Below are 18,889 nucleotides of genomic sequence, written 5' to 3' on the forward strand. Positions count from 1 at the left end.
TGACTAGTCCGACGAGCGGGTCCAGCCCGTGGGTTCGAGGCGGGCGGCGTCCCGGGGGCGGTCTTCGGAGAAGAGGAGGGCGCGGGGTTCGGAGACCCGGATGACGTCCACGTACACGCCCCGGCCCACGTAGCGGCCCGTCGACGCGTGGCGGAAGCGGAGTCTGACCTCTCGGCCCGCCCAGGTGGGGAGGGGGGCCTCCAGACGGTGCCAGATGCGGCCCGACCAGCCGCTCGCCGAGCCGTCGGGCCACTGCTCCGGGGTACCGCCCGTGGTGCGGACCGTCGAGAAGGGGACGGGCTGCCAGGTGGTGCCGTCCGGTGAGGCCTCCAGGTGGAAGGCCCCGGCGCCGGGGACGGTGTCCCACCAGACGGCGCAGCGCAGGCGGGCCCCGTCGGTGGCGGGGGTCAGCGGGGGGAGGGTCAGGGTGCCCGAGCCGCCGGTGTCCATCCCGGAGAACCAGGCAGGGCCGCCGTGCTTCGTACGGACGGGTACGGCCCGGGCGAAGCGGTTGCCGGTGGCCACACGGGGTGCGCTGCCGGCCCGCCAGGTGCGGACGGGGTGCACGGAGTTGCCGAGGAGGACGAGGAAGGAGTCGGTGGAGGGGTCGAGGACCAGGGAGGTCCCGGTGAAGCCGGTGTGGCCGGCCGAGTGGGGGGTGGCCAGGGCGCCCATGTACCAGTGCTGGTAGAGCTCGAAGCCGAGGCCGTGGTCGTCGCCGGGGAAGGCGGTGTTGTAGTCGGTGAAGAGCAGTTCGACCGAGGCGGGGCTCAGGATGCGCCGGCCCGCGTAGACCCCGCCGTCGAGCAGGGCGCGGGAGAGGACGGCCAGGTCCCAGGCGGTGCCGAAGACGCCGGCGTGGCCCGCGACCCCGCCGAGGGCGTACGCGTTCTCGTCGTGGACCTCGCCCCACACCAGCCCCCGGTCCAGGCCCGACCACGGGGGGCGCTGCACCTCGGTGGCGGCGATGGACCGGCGCCAGGCGCGCGGGGGGTTGTAGCGCGTGCGGTGCATCCCGAGCGGAGCGGTGATCTCGTCGTGGATCAGGGTGTCCAGAGTGCGACCGGTGATCCGTTCCAGGAGCAGCTGGAGCGCGATGAGGTTCAGGTCCGAGTACCGGTACACCGTCCCGGGGGTGTCCTGCGGCCGCACCGACCACAGCAGCCTCAACTGCCCCTCGCGGGTGGACTCCTGGTAGAAGGGCGCCCACGAGCGCAGCCCCGAGGTGTGCGTCAGCAGCTGCCGGACGGTGACGGCTTCCTTGCCGCCTCCGGTGAACTCCGGCAGGTACCGGTCCACCGGGGCCTCCAGCTCCAGCCGGCCCCGCTCCATCTGCTGCACGGCGATGATGGAGGTGAACAGCTTGCTGAGGGAGGCCAGGTCGAAGACGGTGTCCTCGGCCATGGCGATCCGGTCGGCGGCCGGGAACTCCCGGGGCCGGTCGGTGCGCCCGTCGTAGTCCGCGTACCGGACGGCGTCCCCCATCGCCCGGTGCAGGGCGACCGTGCGGCCGCGCCCCGCGAGGACCACGGCCCCGGCGTAGTAGGGGTGTTCGGGGGAGGGGCCGAGGAAGCGCCGGGCCTCCTCCGCCACCCCCTCCAGGTGCCGCTCCAGCAGCCCGGCCTGCCGCGCGGACCCGTACCGCAGGCGCAGCCCCTGGAGGGCGCGCCGCTCGGACGGCCCGCCCGCGGCCGCCGCGGACCCGCCCGGCAGGGCCGCGTGCAGCACGAGCACCCCGCCGAGCGCCAGCAACCGCGCCCCAACCCCCCGCCGACTCGGCCCCCGCCCGCACCCCGGCTCCCCACCGACCCCGGCCCCGGCAAAGTCCCTCGTCGCCGTCGCCGTCGCCGTCTCCCCGGCCCCGTCCCGGGCCCCGGCCTCCTCCATCAGCCCGGCTGTGTCCCTCGCCCGGGCCCCGGACGCGTCCCTGCCTCCGGCCCCGGCCTCGGCCCTCGCTCCGGCCGTCGTCGTGCAGGCCCCCGTGCATTCCGTCATGATCGGTCCTCCTCTCCCTCTCCCAACCGCCCCGTCGTGCGCCCTTCGCCGACGCCGACGCCGACGCCGTCCTCGTGCGCCCCCGGCTCCCGGCCGCCGGCCGTCCGTATGCGCGCCCGTGGCGCCCGGGCCGGGAGCCCGTGTCCTGCGCGGCCCGCCGCAGGCGTTCCGCACGCTACTGGGTATCTGCCCGTCCGCCACGTACCCTCCGCACGGGCCGGGCCGCAAGAATCTGACACTGCATCAGAAAACCTCTTCCCTCGGCCGCCCCGCTGCGGCATCCTCACGCCCATGGAGACGGAGCTCAGCAGGAAACTCGGAGTCGAGCACGCCATCTTCGGCTTCACGCCCTTTCCGGCGGTCGCCGCGGCCATCACCCGCGCGGGCGGGTTCGGCGTCCTCGGGGCGGTCCGCTACACCGCGCCCGACGACCTCAAACGCGACCTCGACTGGATGCAGGTGCACACCGACGGCAAGCCGTACGGCCTCGACGTCGTCATGCCCGCCAAGAAGGCCGTAGACGGCATCTCCGAAGCCGACATCGAGGCGATGATCCCGCCCGGGCACCGCGACTTCGTCCGCGACAAGCTCGCCGAGCACCGGGTACCCGAGCTCCCCGAAGGAGAGGCCTCCGGCTGGCGGATCACCGGCTGGATGGAGCAGGTCGCCCGCAACCAGCTCGACGTCGCCTTCGACTACCCCATCAAACTCCTGGCGAACGCCCTCGGTTCCCCGCCCGCCGACGTCATCGCGCGCGCCCACGACCACGGGATCCTCGTCGCCGCCCTCGCCGGAAGCGCCAAGCACGCCCGCCGCCACGCCGAAGCGGGCATCGACGTCGTCGTCGCCCAGGGCTACGAGGCCGGCGGCCACACCGGGGACATCGCCACCATGGTCCTGGTCCCCGAGATCGCCGAGGCCGTCGCCCCGCTCCCCGTCCTCGCCGCCGGCGGCATCGGCAGCGGCGAGCAGATCGCCGCCGGGCTGGCCCTCGGCGCCCAGGGCGTCTGGCTCGGCTCCCTCTGGCTGACCACCACCGAGGCCGAACTCCACTCCCGCGCCCTCACCGAGAAGCTCCTCGCCGCCGGCTCCGGCGACACCGTCCGCTCCCGCGCCCTCACCGGAAAGCCCGCCCGCCAGCTGCGCACCGAGTGGACCGACGCCTGGGACGACCCGGCCGGACCCGGCGCCCTGCCCATGCCCCTCCAGGGGCTGCTGGTCGCGGAGGCCGTCTCCCGGATCCAGAAGTACGAGGTCGGCCCGCTGCTCGGCACCCCCGTCGGCCAGATCGTCGGCCGGATGAACGAGGAGCGCGCCGTCCAGGACGTCTTCGACGAGCTCACCCGCGGCTTCGAGCGTGCCATCGACCGCGTCAACCGCATCGCCGGCCGTCCCCGAGAGGTGTGATCAGCATGAGTGACCAGCCCCCCAACGGCTTCTGGGCGCAGGCCACCGCCGACCCGGGGCGCACCGTCCTCGTCACCCCCGAGGGCGAGGAGTGGTCCGCCGGACGGCTGCACGCCGACGTCAACCGCCTGGTCCACGGGCTGCGCGCGGCCGGGATGGAGAAGGGGGACGCCTTCGCCGTCGTCCTGCCCAACGGCGTCGAGTTCATCACCGCCTACCTCGCCGCCTCCCAGGCGGGGTTCTACCTCGTCCCGGTCAACCACCACCTCGTCGGCCCCGAGATCGCCTGGATCGTCTCGGACTCCGGCGCCAAGGTCCTCATCGCCCACGAGCGCTTCGCCGGGGCGGCGACCGCCGCCGCCGACGAGGCGGGACTGCCCGCCGACCGCCGCTACGCCGTCGGAGCCGTCCCGGGCTTCCGCCCGTACGCCGGCCTCCTCGACGGGCAGAACCCCGGGCCCCCGGACGGCCGCACCCTGGGCTGGGTCATGAACTACACCTCCGGCACCACGGGGCGCCCGCGCGGGATCCGCCGTCCCCTGCCCGGCAAACCCCCGGAGGAGACGTACCTCGGCGGGTTCCTCGCCATCTTCGGCATCCGCCCCTTCGACGACAACGTCCACCTCGTCTGCTCGCCGCTGTACCACACGGCGGTGCTCCAGTTCGCGGGCGCGTCCCTGCACATCGGGCACCCGCTGGTCCTGATGGACAAGTGGGGCCCGGAGGAGATGCTGCGCCTCATCGACCGGCACGCCTGCACGCACACCCACATGGTGCCGACCCAGTTCCACCGCCTCCTCGCCCTGCCGCAGGAGACGAAGGACGCCTACGACGTCTCCTCCATGCGGCACGCCATCCACGGCGCCGCCCCCTGCCCCGACCACGTCAAACGGGCGATGATCGACTGGTGGGGCCGGTGCGTGGAGGAGTACTACGCGGCCAGCGAGGGAGGCGGGGCCTTCGCCACCGCCGAGGACTGGCTGAAGAAGCCGGGAACCGTCGGCAGGGCCTGGCCGATCAGCGAGCTCGCCGTCTTCGACGACGACGGCAACCGGCTGCCGCCCGGCGAACTCGGCACCGTCTACCTGAAGATGAACACCGGCGGCTTCAGCTACCACAAGGACGAGGGCAAGACCCGCAAGAACCGGATCGGCGACTTCTTCACCGTCGGCGACCTCGGCCTGCTCGACGAGGAGGGGTACCTCTTCCTCCGCGACCGCAAGATCGACATGATCATCTCGGGCGGGGTGAACATCTACCCGGCCGAGATCGAGTCGGCCCTCCTCACCCATCCGGCGGTCGCGGACGCCGCGGCCTTCGGCATCCCGCACGAGGGCTGGGGCGAGGAGGTCAAGGCCGTCGTGGAACCGGCCGAGGGGTACGAGGCGGGTGATGGGCTGGCCGCCGAGATCCTGCGCCACTGCGAAGGGCGGCTGGCCGGCTACAAGCGCCCGAAGTCGGTCGACTTCATCGAGACGATGCCCCGCGACCCCAACGGGAAGCTCTACAAGCGGCGTCTGCGCGACCCCTACTGGGAGGGGCGTGAGCGCGCGGTGTGACGGGTCCCTCCGGTCACATGCCGACGGTCCCGTCGATCCGCTCCCGCAGCAGGTCGGCGTGGCCGTTGTGGCGCGCGTACTCCTCGATCATGTGGATCAGGACCCACCGCAGCGACACCTTCCCCCGCCACGGTGACTCGCCCTCGACGTCCAGACCGGGCGCCCCGGCGGCGAACCGTTCCGCGAACTCCACCTCCTCGCGCCAGGCCGCCCAGGCCTCCTCCGCCGCCCCCGGACCGGACACCGCGCCGTCGAAGTCCCCGTCCGGATCGGCCGCCGAGGAGAAGCGCGGCGCCACCTCCTGCCCGTCCAGCACCCGCCGGAACCACTGCCGCTCCATATCGGCGAGGTGGCGGACCAGGCCCAGCAGCGAGAGCGTCGACGGCTCCACCGACCGCCGGGACAACTCCTCGTCCAGCCCTGCGCACTTGAGCTCCAGCGTCGTGCGCTGGGCCGCCAGCATGGACAGCAGCATCGGCCGCTCGTCCCCCGTCGCCGGGCCCGCGAACCGGGCCTCGCCCCCAGCCGCCTCGATCAGTTCCACCCGTCTCGTACGGTCGCTCGTCATGTACCGATCATGAGTCATCCGGGGGGCCGTCCGGAAGCTCCGGAAGCCCCGGAGGGCCTGCCGGAGGGGGCCGGCCCCGTACCCGGAGCAGGTCCGATATTTCGTGAGAAGTACCACTCGGGGGGCCCGGGCGCGCGCCTTGCGCCGCACCGGGGCGGCCGGTCTGGCAACTTGGCTGACATGAGTACGGCAACGCGCAGATCCCCCCTGACCGACTGGACCGTCGTGGTCCCCGTGGTGGCGCTCGCGGCGCTCGCCCTCAGCTGGGGCCGCGACCTGCCCGGACCACTGGTGGGCCTGGTCGCGCTCTGCCTCGCGGGCGCGGTCCTCGCGGCCGTCCACCACGCCGAGGTCGTCGCCCACCGGGTCGGCGAACCCTTCGGCTCCCTCGTCCTCGCCGTCGCCGTCACCGTCATCGAAGTGGCCCTCATCGTCACCCTGATGGCCGATGGCGGAGACAAGACCGCCTCACTCGCCCGCGACACCGTCTTCGCCGCCGTCATGATCACCTGCAACGGGATCGTCGGCCTGTCCCTGCTCGTGGGCGCCCTGCGCAACCGGGTCGCCGTGTTCAACGCGGAGGGCTCCGGCGCCGCCCTGGCCACCGTCGCGACCCTCGCCACGCTCAGCCTGGTCCTGCCGACGTTCACCACCAGCAAGCCCGGCCCCGAGTTCTCCAGCGCCCAGCTGACCTTCGCCGCCGTCGCCTCCCTCGCGCTCTACGGGCTCTTCATCGCCGTCCAGACCGTCCGCCACCGGGACTACTTCCTGCCCGTGCCGACGGGCACTCCCGCCGGAGGCGAGGACCACGCCGAGCCGCCCACCGCCCGCGCCGCCCTGACCAGCCTCGGCCTGCTGCTGGCCGCCCTCGTCGCGGTCGTCGGCGACGCCAAGTCCGTCTCCCCGACCATCGAGAGGGGCGTCGCCGACGCCGGCCTGCCCCAGGCGGTCGTCGGCGTGATCATCGCCCTGCTCGTGCTGCTCCCCGAGACCCTCGCCGCCGTCCGCGCCGCCCGCCGCGACCGCGTCCAGACCAGCCTCAACCTGGGCTACGGCTCCGCCATCGCCAGCATCGGCCTGACCATCCCGGCCATCGCCCTCGCCTCCGTCTGGCTCGAGGGGCCGCTCCTGCTGGGCCTCGGCCCGATCCACATGGTGCTGCTCACCCTGACGGTGGTCGTCGGCGCCCTCACGGTCGTCCCCGGCCGGGCCACCCTCCTCCAGGGCGGGGTCCACCTCGTCCTGCTGGCCGCCTACCTCTTCCTCGCCGTCAGCCCCTAGCCTCGCCGTGACGGACGGGGTTGGCCGAGGCCGAAGATCGCCGTCTCAGCGCCGCCGTGGCGGGTGCCCACGGGGTGCGGCGGGCCGCCGGGCTGACGGCCGGTGGCTCCGGCGTCGACGGCCGCCGCGAACTCGGCGCGGGCGGAGGTGCGCTGCAGGTCCTCGGGCATCTTGTCCTGTACGTCGCCGCCGGGCCTCCCTTTCGGGTCGTACGGCTGCGTCTCCCAGGGCTTGGTCACCCCCGAGAGCGCGGTACCGGTGTCGAAGCCGTCCCCCTTCAGGCTGCTGCCGGCGCTCTCGCTTGCCGCGTCCGGGTGCTTCCCCGCAGGTCCCTGGCCGTTGAGGAGGCCTTTGGCGGCGTGGCCGATCTCGCCGAGATCGTCGTCCTCGACGACGTAGTCGGCCGAGCCCGGCGCCGACGCGGAGCCGCCCGTACTGTCCGCTTTGTTTCATCGCATGATTACGGCCGTCTTGTCTGCGGCCCACTCGTCGTCGAACGACATCGCAGCAGCCGCCAAGTCCCACGGCCGACGACGTCTGCCTCGTGAATCCCCGGCCCTGGCTTCGCGCTGGTCGTCATCGGCCTTTCCTGCCTGCCCACGGGCATGGTGATGCCGGGTTCTGGGCCAGGCGCCGTTGAGAGCGGCCTCTCCGGCCGGATTCCGGCGCCGAGAACGGCCTGCCGTCCGGACGCCGTTGTCGCCCTCGACGTGGAAGAGGACGCCGCGAACGCAGCCGCTGCCGTCGGCGACGAGGCCATGCCGGACCCCTCCGGCCCTGGCCGTCAGGCTGTCAGGCCGGGCACGACGTCCCGTACGACCATCATCCCGGCCAGGGCCAGGAACAGCACCGCGGAGACCGCGGTCAGAAGGCCTTGGCCGCGGGTTCCGATGCGGCGGCCCGAGCGGGCCACGACGAAGGCGATCACGGCTTCGAGGCCCGAGGCCACCACGAACCAGACGACGGTGAAGACGACCAGTCCCCAGGTCCCTTCGAGCGTCTGGGCGCGCAGCATCGTCGGCGTACCGGTCGCGAGCCAGAAGGTCCAGGTCAGCGGATTCACCAGGTTGCCCACAACGCCTTTCCAGAATGCCCAGCCCCCCGGGTGCTCGACCGGCTCCTTGGCCTTCCACAACCGCCGGGCATCACGGAACGCGAGCAGGCCGAGGAAGGTGAAGACGGCTGCGCCGACGATCGCCACCCAGAGGTTCGCGTCGGCGAGGGTCGCGATGATCCACGTGAACGCGAGCGCAGGGAGCAGAAGGATCAGGTCGGCGACGGCTGAGCCGAGGATCACCTTGAAGCTCGCGGCGAAGCCCCGGGTGACCGCCTCGTGGAGGATCGTGACGAAGATCGGACCCACGGAAACGGCCGCTCCGCAGCCGAACAGCACGCCCAGCCAGACAATCTCGCCCATGGTGCGGGCTCCTTTCAGTGTTTCGAACGGTGTCGAACGAGGTGAAGCAGGTGGGGCGCCTGATGGGCGCCCCACCTGCGACGGGATCAGCCTTGGATGAAGACCAGATCGGTCGGGATCGCCGAGAACAGGTCCTCGTACGTCCGCGCGACCTCGCGGCCCGCAGTCGACGCCGCCGCGAGCCGTGCCACGTCCTGCGCCGACGCGCCCTCCACCCACAGCACGCGGTGCAGGGTGCGTGCCAGTTCGGCCAGTGCGTCGGCCCCCTTGTCGAGCCAGAGCGGCAGCGACGCGGGCAGTTCGATGCCCGCTTCCGCGAGCCAGCCGATCCCGACCGTGGCGGCGACGGTGTCCGCGAAGCGGCGGGAGTCGCGCGACAGGTAGCGGATCAGCTCGACGTTGTACGCCGCGGAGAGGTCGCCTCCGTCGACCAAGCGGGCGGCGCACAGCAGGCCGAGCGTGTCGGCGTACGTCTCCTCGAGCGACATGCACTCGAAGGGCGTCAGCCCGTTGTCCCCGACCCAGGTCTTGCCGGCGTCACGCGAGGCTCGCCAGAAGTGCCCGAAGTCGTGGCAGCGGAACCACGCCAGCGAAGCCGCCAGCAGGCGGTCCACCGACGGGACGGGCTCGATGGCCCGGTCCCCGAGCGCGGCTTCGAACAAGGGGAGGGAGCAGCGCTCGATGCGTGCCCGGTGGACGTTCGTGAAGACCACGGTGAAGTCATCGCCCGCGACCTGGCCCTCGGGGCTCTCCAGCGGGAAGAAGTGGGCGAAGTTCTTGTGCCCGAAGCTCGTCTCCCCGCCGCCGAGCAGCAGGTCCATGGTGCGCATCGCGGGGCGCGCGTCGATGAAGACGGGCGCGACGCCGTGCGCTGCGGCGACCGTCGCGGTGACGGTCTCGAACTCCGCGTCCACCGCGTCGATGTGGACCTGCAGGTCCAGGTCCTCGACCGCGATCAGAAGGCCGACCGGCACCTTCGTGGTGCGCGAACCCCAGGTGTTCAGCGGGCCGCAGTAGAGCCAAGGCTCGCCCTGCACGGGCTCGTGCACGGTGTGCGTGGCCCACTCGCCCGTCTGCGCGTACGCGGTGAACAGCCGGCCGGCTTCGGCCGCGGCGGCCGCCAGCGCCGGGCGACCGCCCGGCTGACGTTCCGCCGACGCGATCTCCTCGAACTCCCGGGCGACCCGGCCGGTCAGCTCGCGCGTGTACTCCGCGTGCTGCTCGGTGCCGAATCCCTCGTGGCTGTCGGAAAGCGCGAGGGCGTCGAGGTAAGACTTCGCCTTGACGAGATTCGTCCACGTCTGCGGAAATTCTTCTTTCAGCCGCGTGTACGACGGATCCAGGTGGAACGCCGTTAGCTGCGGTTCGCTCCGGTGCCAGTAGGGGAGGGTGCTGTCTCCCACGGTCCTGGCGTAAGGGAGCAGAGACATACGAGCGGGTCCTTTCCTCGCCAACGACAGGCACGCCAGTGAAGAGCCTGCGCGCACGTGGGTGCTCTCCGAATGAGGAATTGGCGCGGCCAAAACCAGAACTGGCGCACCTGTGTTGAAATGTCCGACCCAAGAGCCGGCCATACGGCATCGGGCCGAATGGCGGTGTGAAGGGCTCGGGGTGGCTGCGCTCCTCGATTCTCTGGCGCAAACACACCCGGGTGCCAGGAAATGGCCTGTCCGGAACCGGAACTGGCCGGTGCCGGAAGCCGCCGTATATACCTGCTCGGATGTGTCACATGCTGAGATGGGACGGCATTGCGGTCGGTACGAGGGGGGCCTGTGCCCCGATGGTGCCGGAGGCGAGGACCGGGGCTTAGAGCCACCCCTTGCGCACCGCGTTGACGCCTGCCTGGAACCGGCTGTCCGCGCCGAGCTGCTCCAGGAGCTCGGCCACCAGCCGCCGGACCGTCCGCTCGGACACGCCCAGCCGGCGGCTGATCACGTCGTCGGTGCTGCCCGCGCTGAGCAGCCGCAGAAGCTCCTGGTGGCGGCCGGTCGGCTGCCACGGTTCGGCGTCGGCGCCGGAGGATTCCTCGGCTGCCTCTGCCATGGGCAGCAATTGCAGGCCCCGGTCCCAGCTGTGCTCGTACAGCAGCTCCAGGATGCGCACGATGCGCCTGTCCCTGATGAGGAGGGCCGAGGAGTTGTCGCCGACACCGTCGGAGGCGGCGGTGGGAGCCGGGACGAAGGCCAGGTCGTCATCGATGATGATCATGCGCAAGGGCAGGGTGTGAAGGGTGCGCACCTGTCCGCCGATCGCCGACAGCCGGCGCAGGTAGTTCGTCATGTGCGGGACGGCCGCGGTCGACGCCATGTGGATGGTCCGCAGCTCGATGCCCCGGGAGAGTACCCGGGCGTCCCGCTCGAGACCGTCGTTGACCATCGACGCGGGCAGTGGGCGCCCCGGGTGCATGGACAGCACGCGGCGGCGGGCACCGTGCGCGGCGTCCTCCAGGGCGGCCCCGATGTTGGCGGCACCGACGATGGTCTGTACCTGGAAGCCGGACGGCGATTCCTGGAGGCGGGGAAGGTGGTCCCGCAGCCCCTTGATGGTCTCCTGGGCGCGGGCGGCCTCGTCGAGAGCCTCCAGGGCCAGCCGCGATGTCTGGCGCAGAAGCTGGTACTCGGCGGTCTCCGGCGACAGCGCGTACCAGCCGCTGGGAGTACTGGACGAGGGCACGATCAAATGCAGGTCGGTCAGCACCCGCACGGCTTCATCGTATTCGGCGCGATTCCACCCGAACTGCTCAATCACCTCGTGTGGGTGCCAATCGGCATCCGCCAGAGCGCGGCTGTACACCGCTCTCACGATGTCCTGCTGGTTCGTCTTCATGAAGTCCCCCACTTCTTCCTTCCGTTTTACGGCGAAAGGAGGCCGCCTGGCGGACTGCATGGTGAGAGGAGGCAGGTCCAATATTTGAGATGCAAGACCGTCAGGAATTCCACTCCAACTCTAACAGTCGGTTTCCAGCCCGTGTCCGCTTCCGGACGCTTCCGATTGCGGACACGAATTTCCCTGGATCGGGCAGGCGGTTTCGGGTCATGATCGAGAAGTGCCGGAGGAACGCTCCACCGGCCGTGCCGAGCGGTCCGCCGAAGTACCGCATCCCGAGCAGCGATCCCGCTGGTTCCCGGACGCCGGTCCATCGCCGGACGCCCCGTCACCCGGATGCGCCGCCGCTCTCCACTCCAGCAGCCCCGTAGGGCCAAGGGCGTCGTCCGCCCCGCCCCGCTCCTTGGAAGGTCCCCATGTCTTCTCTCGCCGGCCACCGCTCCGCCCTGTTCGTCGTACTCTCCGCCGTGGCACTCGTCTCCGCGTGGGCCGGAACCAGCCTCCCGGGGTCCTCCGCCGGCTGGGGGGTCGTCGCGGCCGGCCCGGTGGCCTCATCGGTTTCCGACGAGAGCACCCCGACCGTCGCCCGGCCCTTCTCCCTGCTGTGGCCCTGAGCTGGCTCGCCGCCGAACCGATGAGCAGGAACTCGTCGTTGCGCTCTCCCGCCGTCATCGTGGACCCCTTCTCCTCGGGTGACGAATGGGCCCCGGCCTTCTCCTTGCGCGGAGTGCCGGCCGTCGCGGTCATCTCCTCCCCGGGGGCCCAGGCCGCGTTCACCTCGCGCGGCCTGCGGCCCGCCGATTTCGCCGCAGTGCACCCCTGGTCGCCCGACCTCGAGCACCGTCTGCGCCCCTTGCGTCCCCTGTGCGTACTGCCCGGAACCGAATCCGGTGTCGAGACCGCCGACCGGCTCGCCGCCGCCCTCACTCCGCTGCACGCCAACGCACCCGGCCTGTCCACGGCCCGCCGCGACAAGGGGCTGATGCAGGAGGCGGTGGCCCGCGCGGGACTGCCGGTCATCCGCACCCTCGCCACCGAGGATCCCGCGCGGGTCGCCGACTGGCTGCGCGAGACGGGTCTGGAGGGACACGCCCTCGTACTCAAGCCCCCGGCGTCCGCGGGGACGGACGGGGTCACCCTGGTCGAGCCCGGCCACGACTGGCGGCCCGCCTTCGACGCCCTCCTGGGGCGGGTCAACCGCCTCGGCGAGGTGAACGACACCGTGGTGGTCCAGGAGTTCGTCTCCGGGACCGAATTCGTCGTGGACACCGTGAGCTACGCCGGGCAGCACACCCTCTGCACGATCGCGCGCTACACGAAGCGCCGGATCAACGGGCGCATGGCCATGTACGACAGCGTCGAGTTCGTCCCCTACGACCGGCAGGGGCACGCCTCGCTCGTGACGTACACCCACGGAGTGCTGGACGCGCTCGGTGTCCGCTGGGGCGCCGGGCACACAGAGATCATCATGACCCCGGCCGGACCGCGCCTGGTGGAGTGCGGAACACGTCTCCACGGCGGCGGACAGCCCGAACTCGCCCGCCTGGCAACCGGAAGCAGCCAGGTGGACCGGCTCGCCGACGTCTTCGTCTCCGGCGGCCGCCGGATGGCCGGCGACTACCAGCAGACCCGTACGGTCCTGTCGGTCTTCCTCTCGGCCCGCGCCGACGGCGTACTGGAGAACACCGGCGCGCTGGCCGGAGTCGACGCACTGGCCAGCCACTACCGCACTCGCTTCCCCCACTCCGACGGAGACGCGGTGGTCCACACGACAGATCTGTTCTCCGTCCTCGGGCTCGTCGTCCTCGCACACGAGGACCGGGCCCAGGTCATGGCCGACTACGCAACCGTCCGCTCGCTGGAACGCCAGGTGCGGATCCACGCCCTCGACCCCGCAGGAAGCACTCCCCGTGACTGACGACATCCTCAAGACCGCCCGAGCCGCAGCCGAGGAAGCACCGCCCGTCGGCGACCCCCGCTACGCGCGCTACACCGCGGCGCTCGCGGACGGGCTCGCGGAAGCGGCTGACCGGCTCCGCGCCGCGGCCGACGCCGACGCCGCCGCCGCGCGGGAGCGCGGCATGCCTGGCTCGCAGGCCGAGCTCCTGCGCTTCCCGGAGGCCGAGACCGCCCGGCTCACGGATCTGGCGGCCCAGATCCGCACGATGCTGCCGGAGGTCTCCCGTGCCGGCGAGCCCGTGCCACTGGCCGGCTGGGGCACGCTGCGGACCGTACCCAAACCCCTCGGCGTGGTCCTGATGGTGCACGAGGCACGCCCCTGGCTGACGTTCGAGGCCGCCCTGCTGCCGGTGTCGGTCGGCAACGCCGTGGTCGTCCACGGCGGCACCGAGAACCGGTCGGCCAACGCCGTGCTCGCCGAAGTCGCCGAGGCCGCCCTGCGCGCCGCGGACCTGCCCACCGGGCTGGTCACCGTGGCCGAGGCCGCCGACCGGCGGTTGCTGCGGGCCCTGCTGGCCCGTCGCGACGCCGTGGACGCGGTACTGCCCCGTGAGAGCCGGGCGCTCATCGACTACTGCCGCAACACCAGCACGGCCCCGGTGATCGCCAGCGGTCGTGGATTCAACCACCTGTACGTCCACCGGACCGCCGACCTGGTCACCGCCGCGGGCATCGCACTGGACAGCAAGGTGCCCAACCCGGTCATGTGCAACAGCCTGCAGACGGTTCTGGTCGACCGGGCCGTCGCCCCGGCCTTCACCGCCGCCCTGCTGGCCGCGGCCGCACACTGCGGGCCGGTGACACTGCGCCTGGACCCCGAACTGGGAGAGATCCCCCGCACCAGCGGTGACCTCCGCATCGAGCTGCTGGAGAGCCACGACCTGGGGCGGGAGTTCCTCAACGCCGCCTTCGGCGTGCTCGTCGTGGATGACGCCGATGCCGCGATCACCCACATCCGGACCTATGGATCCGCGCACACCGAGGGTGTTCTCACCGAGGACCCGACCACGGCCGAGGAATTCACGCGCCGCGTGGACGCCGCCACGATCGTCGTCAACGGATCACTCCGGCTGCACGACGGACCGACGCTCGGCATGGGGCCTGAACTCACCCTGAGCAGCGGCCGGATGCACAGCCGCGGCCCGGTCACCATCGCCGCGCTGCTCACCCACAGCTGGGTCGTCCAGGGCACGGGAACGACCCGGGTCGTCACCGACTCCCTGCGCTGAAGTCCGGCGCCCGCCGGGCCGCGCCCGGCCCGCCCCGGTGCCGTCCCTCCCGCCGCCCTTCGGCCGGCCGTCCGCGCCCCGTCCCGCTGCCCGTCGCGCTTCGCGACACGCCCCGCCCCACCCCGTATCGCCAAACATAGGGAACAGTCATGCCTGTTGTGCCCGCTGCGCTGGACGCCGCGACCGTCGACACCGCCGTCAAGCGTCTGGTGATCGCCGAGTCCCGGCTGTCCGTCCCCGTCGAGAGAGTCGCGGACGACGAACTCCTGGACGGCCCGCTGCTCACGGTCAGCTCCTTCGGGCTCGTGGGCATGCTGATGTCCCTGGAGGACGAGCTGGGCACGGAGCTGCCCGACGACATCTTCCTGGGCCGCCCGCTGAAGACCGTGGCAGACCTGGTCGAAGCGGTGCTCGGAGCGTCCACGGTCGTTACGGACCCGCGGTGACCGCTCCCACCACACCGGTGGCCGCCGCCGCGTTCCGGGAAGTCGGGATCGGGACCGCCGAGCAGGTGCACTCGGCCGAACTGGACTGCGTGCAGGCCAATCTGGCCGTACTCGCCGACCACCACCACGGCCCCGCCACGCACCTGCGGATGGGGGCCGAGACCGTCTTTCGGCCACGTTCGTCCGGTACGGGCGGGCTCCCCACCGTCGAGCCGACCCTCGACGCCCACCTCGCCACCGCTGCCCGTGTGCTCGGGCTGGCCGTGCACGCGTACACCGTCGGGGCCGACGCGGCGGAGATCCTGGAGCAGGCAGAGCGCACGGGCGAGACCGTCTACGTCGTCGCCGATGCCTTCCACCTCCCCTGGGTGCCGTACCACCGCCGGCAGCACATGTCCCACAGCTTCCTGCTCTCCTTCGACGGCACGTCCGTGCTGGTGACCGACGCCTATCGGAACGTGACCCCGTGGGGTGAAGCCCAGCCCGGCCAGTGGCGGATGACCCCGGCCGAGTTCGCCGCCACCCTGCCCGACGCGGCTGTGGCCGTGCTGCTGCGCCCCGTCGCCCTGCCCGCGGCTCCCGCGCCGTCGGCGACCCACGGCGGTCCCGCCGAAGTGGGCCTCTACATGTCCCGGTACGCGAGCCACCCGGACCGCGTCGAGGCCCTGCGCCGGCTCTGCCTCGAAACCTGGCTGCTGGCCCGGACCCGGAAGCTGGCGGTCCGCTACCGCGCGGCCGCAGGTCTGCCCGAGCGGCCGGGGACCCGGGAATGGCTGCGCTCCTGGGACGCCCTCTGCGAACAGGTGTTCCTGGCCTGCCGCCGGGTCGAGCGGGGCCGCGCCGAACCGGTGGGCGCCCTGGACCGGCTGGCCGGGCTGCTCGCCGCGGAGCCCGGCCATGTGGCAGGGCCCGCCGGGGGGCGCGAGGAGCACACGGAGCACGAGGAGGGCCGCAGGGAGCACGACGAGGCCGGTGACGGTGTCGGCACGGCGCTGTACGACCTGGTCGCGCGGACCGCCGCCACGTTGCTGGGCACCGACGTCCGGACGCTGTCGGACAGCACGTCCCTGGACACGCTGCCCGGGTTCACCTCCTTCCTGGCGGTGGAGCTGGTCGAGCGGCTCGAAACGGACCTCGGCATCGAGTTCGATGCCGCCGACCTGGTGCCCGAAGTCATCTGCAGGCTCGACGGCCTGGTCGCCGCCGTGCGCCGCAGCGGACCAGCGACGAGGAAGGATCCCGCATGACCACCGCACCCGCCACCACGGGCACTCCTGCCACCACGGCGACCACGGCCAGTCCGGTCGCCCCGGCCACTCCGGCCGACCTGACCGCCGCGACCGCCGCGGCCGACGGCGCAGCCGTACTGCTGCACGACCTCCTCGACCGGGCCGCCGCGCTCCGGCCGGACCTGCCCGCGGTCTCCGGCGGAGCCGACCGCCTCACGCACGCCGCGCTCGCCCACCACTCCCGCCGTCTGGCCGGCCGGCTGCACGGCCTCGGTGTGCGTCCCGGCGACCGCGTCGTGATCGTCGCACCGTCCGACACCCTGATCCCCGTGCTGTGCCACGCGGTGTCCCGGCTCGGCGCCGCGTTCTCCGTACTCCACGAGCAGACCACCGGCCGCCCCCTGGAGCACGTGCTCGCGGATTGCACTCCGGCCCTCCTCGTCGCCGAGGACCCCGGGGCCCTCGCCACCGCGGAGGCCCGCGGGATCCGCGTACTGCCGGCTGCCGAGGCCCGCGACACGGCCGCCCACGACGGACCGCCGGCCGCCTACCCGGAGCGACGCGCCGACCCTTCCGACGTGGCCTGCCTCGTGTACACCTCCGGCAGCACGGCACTGCCCAAGGCCGTCGTCAGCACCCACGCGCAGATGCTCTTCGCGGCGCGGGCCATCCAGACGGAACTGGCCTACCGCCCGGACGACATCGTCTACTGCCCGGTGCCGCTCTCCTTCGACTACGGCCTCTACCAGCTCTTCCTCGGCTCGCTCAGCGGCGCTCACGTACATCTGGGCCGGCCCGCGGAGGCCGGCCCCGGCCTCGCCGGGCACCTCACACGCACAGGTGCCACCGTGCTCGCCGCCGTGCCCTCGGTGGCCGAGAACCTGGCCCGGCTGCTCGGCCGGAGCACCACCCCCCGCCCCCTGGACCTGCGTCTGCTCACCAGCACCGGCGCGGCGATGAACGCCGGGACGCTGGTGGCCCTGCGCGCGGCACTGCCCGCCCTGCGGGTGCAGCTGATGTACGGGCTGACCGAGTGCAAGCGGGTCTCGATCATGCCCCCGGACGGGGATCTGTCCAGGCCCGGCGCCAGCGGCCGTGCCCTGCCCGGTACCGAGGTGCACGTCGAGGACGCCACCGGGCGGCGGCTGCCGCCCGGGGAGAGCGGCGAGTTCGTCGTCTCCGGGCCGCACGTCATGTCCGGCTACTGGGGGCAGGAGGAGCTCACCGAGGCCCGCTTCACCCGCGAGGCCGGCGGACCGCCGCGACTGCGCACAGGTGACTTCGGCCATCTGGACGCGGAAGGCTATCTCTACTTCTCCGGCCGGGGGGACGACCTCTACAAGGAGCGCGGCTTCCGGGTCAGCGGCATCGAGGTCGAGACCGCCGCGTGCCGCGTCCCCGGCGTGGAGGCGGCGGCGCTGCTCCCCCCGCGCGACGGCACGGACGCCGTCCTGGTCGTCGTGGGTCCCCTCACGGCCGCCGAGGTGCTGGCCGCCCTGCGCGGGGAGATCGAGGAGTTCAAGATTCCCCGCACCTGCCTGGTACGCGGGCCGCTGCCGCTGACGGCCAACGGCAAGATCGACCGGGCCGCCGTGCGCGCCTGGGCGCGGGAGCAACCGGTCACGGCGGCGCACGGAGCGTCTCGATGAGCCGGCCCGCGGGGACCCCCGCCCTGCCCGCCGTGTCCCCGCTCTCCGCCGTGGCCCTGCTTCCCGGCTCCGTCGAGACACCGGCGTACGTGTACGACCTCGCCGAGGTACGGGCCAACGCGGACCGTCTGCTCACGGCGCTCCCCGGCAACCGCGACCTGTACTACTCCCTCAAGGCGAATCCGCATCCCGCCGTCCTGCGCACGCTGCGCGCCGCCGGGGCACGGCCCGAGGTGTGCTCGCCCGGGGAGCTCGAAGCCGCTCTGGAGGCCGGCTGGTCCGCCGGGACGGTCCTCTACACGGGTCCGGGCAAGCGGGACCGCGACGTGGCCGCCGCGCTGGCGGCCGGCGTGCGCGAGTTCTCGGTGGACTCACCGACGGCGCTCGACCAGCTCGACCGCCTGTGCGCCGAACAAGGGGTCCGTGCCCGCTGCCTGGTGCGGGTCAACGACGACCAGCCCGTTCCGGGACAGGCGCTGGTGATGACCGGTGTGCCGTCGCCCTTCGGGGCCGACGCCGACTGGATCCGCGAGGAGCCCGCGCTCTTCGCGAACCGGCCGCACACCGAGATCATCGGCCTGCACCTGTACATGGGCACCAACCTCGGTACCGTCGAGGCGCTGCTGGCCCAGTTCACCCGGGCGGCGCAGACCTTCCGGGACCTCGCGCAGGTGCTGCGGGGGGAAGGCGTGGAGCTGCGCGTCCTCGACCTCGGCGGCGGTTTCGGCGCCCCCTTCGCCACCGCCGGCGAGCCCCTGGACCTCACGGGGCTCGCCCGCCCTCTCGCTGCCATGCTGGATGCCGAACTCCCGGGCTGGCGCAGCGACGCCCCGCGCCTCGCCTTCGAGTCGGGCCGCTACCTGGTCGGCACCGCGGGCACCCTGCTCACCACCGTGCTGGATGCCAAGCGCTCGCAGGGCAAGGAGATCGTCGTCCTCGACTGCGGCATCAACCACCTCGGCGGCATGTCGGGGCTGCGCAGGCTGCCCCCGCTGACTCCGCACCTCGACACGGCCGCCCGTCCTGCCGAGGCCGAGGCCGAGGCTGAAGCCGAGGGAGAAGAGACCGTCGAGACCATGGTCTGCGGCCCGCTGTGTACCCCGCTCGACACCTGGGACCGCCGCGCCCGGCTGCCGCGACTGGTGCCGGGCGACCGTCTGACCGTGCCCAACGTGGGTGCGTACGGACTGTACGCAAGCCTCGTCGCCTTCCTCGGGCATCCGCTGCCCGTCGAAGCCGCCGTCGACACCGACCGGCCGGGCGAGGCCCCCGTCCATCTCTCCCGTGTCGCGCTCGTGCGCGGCTCCCACTGAAAGGAGTGTCC

Annotated in this window: 16 protein-coding genes; 10 read left to right on the forward strand and 6 right to left on the reverse strand. The window is 72.5% G+C overall.

Annotation, left to right across the window (positions count from 1 at the left end; translation table 11 throughout):
• Positions 1-3: 3 nt before the first annotated feature.
• Complete coding sequence (locus tag ABT403_RS21075) at positions 4-1,887, reverse strand: serine hydrolase domain-containing protein (RefSeq protein WP_425580098.1); 1,884 nt, start codon at positions 1,885-1,887, stop codon at positions 4-6.
• Positions 1,888-2,286: 399 nt separating this feature from the next.
• Here ABT403_RS21075 and ABT403_RS21080 point away from each other — a divergent pair, with 399 nt between their 5' ends.
• Positions 2,287-3,402: an NAD(P)H-dependent flavin oxidoreductase gene (locus ABT403_RS21080; protein ID WP_344150847.1), complete on the forward strand. Its 1,116-nt coding sequence runs from the start codon at positions 2,287-2,289 to the stop codon at positions 3,400-3,402.
• A 5-nt stretch (positions 3,403-3,407) separates the two neighbouring features.
• Positions 3,408-4,961 (forward strand): acyl-CoA synthetase, encoded by a 1,554-nt coding sequence (locus tag ABT403_RS21085; protein ID WP_344150850.1) that lies wholly within the window; start codon positions 3,408-3,410, stop codon positions 4,959-4,961.
• A 13-nt stretch (positions 4,962-4,974) separates the two neighbouring features.
• Here ABT403_RS21085 and ABT403_RS21090 read toward each other — a convergent pair whose 3' ends face one another.
• A complete protein-coding gene (locus tag ABT403_RS21090; protein WP_344150853.1) occupies positions 4,975-5,529 on the reverse strand; it encodes a DinB family protein in 555 nt (184 codons plus the stop codon).
• A 180-nt stretch (positions 5,530-5,709) separates the two neighbouring features.
• On the opposite strand from ABT403_RS21090, the gene ABT403_RS21095 reads away from it, so the two are divergent.
• The gene (locus ABT403_RS21095; RefSeq protein WP_344150856.1) at positions 5,710-6,810 is read left to right on the forward strand and encodes a calcium:cation antiporter; all 1,101 of its coding nucleotides are present in this window, start codon (positions 5,710-5,712) and stop codon (positions 6,808-6,810) included.
• Here ABT403_RS21095 and ABT403_RS21100 read toward each other — a convergent pair.
• From ABT403_RS21100 to ABT403_RS21115, 4 genes are all read right to left on the reverse strand, one after another.
• Entirely contained in the window at positions 6,807-7,049 is a 243-nt protein-coding gene (locus ABT403_RS21100) for a hypothetical protein (protein WP_344150859.1), read from the reverse strand. The two genes, ABT403_RS21095 and ABT403_RS21100, sit on opposite strands and share 4 nt — an antisense overlap.
• 545 nt (positions 7,050-7,594) lie before the next feature.
• Positions 7,595-8,227: a LysE family translocator gene (locus tag ABT403_RS21105; RefSeq protein WP_344150862.1), complete on the reverse strand. Its 633-nt coding sequence runs from the start codon at positions 8,225-8,227 to the stop codon at positions 7,595-7,597.
• Positions 8,228-8,313: 86 nt separating this feature from the next.
• Positions 8,314-9,657 (reverse strand): DUF8614 domain-containing protein, encoded by a 1,344-nt coding sequence (locus ABT403_RS21110; protein ID WP_344150865.1) that lies wholly within the window; start codon positions 9,655-9,657, stop codon positions 8,314-8,316.
• Between the two features lie 376 nt (positions 9,658-10,033).
• Positions 10,034-11,053 carry a LuxR C-terminal-related transcriptional regulator gene (locus tag ABT403_RS21115; RefSeq protein ID WP_344150868.1) on the reverse strand — a complete coding sequence of 340 codons (1,020 nt, stop codon included), beginning with the start codon at positions 11,051-11,053 and terminating at the stop codon, positions 10,034-10,036.
• A 416-nt stretch (positions 11,054-11,469) separates the two neighbouring features.
• Here ABT403_RS21115 and ABT403_RS21120 point away from each other — a divergent pair, with 416 nt between their 5' ends.
• The 7 genes from ABT403_RS21120 (at position 11,470) to ABT403_RS21150 (ending at position 18,878) form a co-directional block, all read left to right on the forward strand.
• The gene (locus ABT403_RS21120; RefSeq protein WP_344150871.1) at positions 11,470-11,667 is read left to right on the forward strand and encodes a hypothetical protein; all 198 of its coding nucleotides are present in this window, start codon (positions 11,470-11,472) and stop codon (positions 11,665-11,667) included.
• A gap of 38 nt (positions 11,668-11,705) precedes the next feature.
• Positions 11,706-12,971, forward strand: a complete 1,266-nt coding sequence (locus ABT403_RS21125; RefSeq protein ID WP_344150874.1) for an ATP-grasp domain-containing protein — start codon at positions 11,706-11,708, stop codon at positions 12,969-12,971.
• A complete protein-coding gene (locus ABT403_RS21130) occupies positions 12,964-14,241 on the forward strand; it encodes a glutamate-5-semialdehyde dehydrogenase (protein WP_344150877.1) in 1,278 nt (425 codons plus the stop codon). The genes ABT403_RS21125 and ABT403_RS21130 overlap by 8 nt, the downstream gene beginning before the upstream one ends.
• A 149-nt stretch (positions 14,242-14,390) precedes the next feature.
• Positions 14,391-14,687 carry a phosphopantetheine-binding protein gene (locus ABT403_RS21135; protein ID WP_344150880.1) on the forward strand — a complete coding sequence of 99 codons (297 nt, stop codon included), beginning with the start codon at positions 14,391-14,393 and terminating at the stop codon, positions 14,685-14,687.
• Entirely contained in the window at positions 14,684-15,934 is a 1,251-nt protein-coding gene (locus tag ABT403_RS21140) for an acyl carrier protein (RefSeq protein ID WP_344150883.1), read from the forward strand. The genes ABT403_RS21135 and ABT403_RS21140 overlap by 4 nt, the downstream gene beginning before the upstream one ends.
• Positions 15,931-17,565, forward strand: coding sequence for a class I adenylate-forming enzyme family protein (locus tag ABT403_RS21145; RefSeq protein WP_344150886.1), 1,635 nt, complete (start codon positions 15,931-15,933; stop codon positions 17,563-17,565). The genes ABT403_RS21140 and ABT403_RS21145 overlap by 4 nt, the downstream gene beginning before the upstream one ends.
• Positions 17,562-18,878, forward strand: coding sequence for an alanine racemase (locus tag ABT403_RS21150; protein ID WP_344150889.1), 1,317 nt, complete (start codon positions 17,562-17,564; stop codon positions 18,876-18,878). Before ABT403_RS21145 ends, ABT403_RS21150 begins: the two co-directional genes overlap by 4 nt.
• Positions 18,879-18,889: the final 11 nt, after the last annotated feature.

Source organism: Streptomyces sp. NPDC000075 (assembly GCF_040301925.1).
GTDB lineage: Bacteria > Actinomycetota > Actinomycetes > Streptomycetales > Streptomycetaceae > Streptomyces > Streptomyces polychromogenes.

What these genes read in the sequence shown, in the direction of transcription:
- ABT403_RS21090 (WP_344150853.1), bottom strand. Translation starts at nt 5,529, where the DNA reads ATGACGAGCGACCGTACGAGACGGGTGGAACTGATCGAGGCGGCTGGG.
- ABT403_RS21150 (WP_344150889.1), top strand. Translation starts at nt 17,562, where the DNA reads ATGAGCCGGCCCGCGGGGACCCCCGCCCTGCCCGCCGTGTCCCCGCTC.
- ABT403_RS21145 (WP_344150886.1), top strand. Translation starts at nt 15,931, where the DNA reads ATGACCACCGCACCCGCCACCACGGGCACTCCTGCCACCACGGCGACC.
- ABT403_RS21115 (WP_344150868.1), bottom strand. Translation starts at nt 11,053, where the DNA reads ATGAAGACGAACCAGCAGGACATCGTGAGAGCGGTGTACAGCCGCGCT.
- ABT403_RS21095 (WP_344150856.1), top strand. Translation starts at nt 5,710, where the DNA reads ATGAGTACGGCAACGCGCAGATCCCCCCTGACCGACTGGACCGTCGTG.
- ABT403_RS21105 (WP_344150862.1), bottom strand. Translation starts at nt 8,227, where the DNA reads ATGGGCGAGATTGTCTGGCTGGGCGTGCTGTTCGGCTGCGGAGCGGCC.
- ABT403_RS21120 (WP_344150871.1), top strand. Translation starts at nt 11,470, where the DNA reads ATGTCTTCTCTCGCCGGCCACCGCTCCGCCCTGTTCGTCGTACTCTCC.
- ABT403_RS21085 (WP_344150850.1), top strand. Translation starts at nt 3,408, where the DNA reads ATGAGTGACCAGCCCCCCAACGGCTTCTGGGCGCAGGCCACCGCCGAC.
- ABT403_RS21135 (WP_344150880.1), top strand. Translation starts at nt 14,391, where the DNA reads ATGCCTGTTGTGCCCGCTGCGCTGGACGCCGCGACCGTCGACACCGCC.
- ABT403_RS21110 (WP_344150865.1), bottom strand. Translation starts at nt 9,657, where the DNA reads ATGTCTCTGCTCCCTTACGCCAGGACCGTGGGAGACAGCACCCTCCCC.
- ABT403_RS21080 (WP_344150847.1), top strand. Translation starts at nt 2,287, where the DNA reads ATGGAGACGGAGCTCAGCAGGAAACTCGGAGTCGAGCACGCCATCTTC.
- ABT403_RS21075 (WP_425580098.1), bottom strand. Translation starts at nt 1,887, where the DNA reads ATGGAGGAGGCCGGGGCCCGGGACGGGGCCGGGGAGACGGCGACGGCG.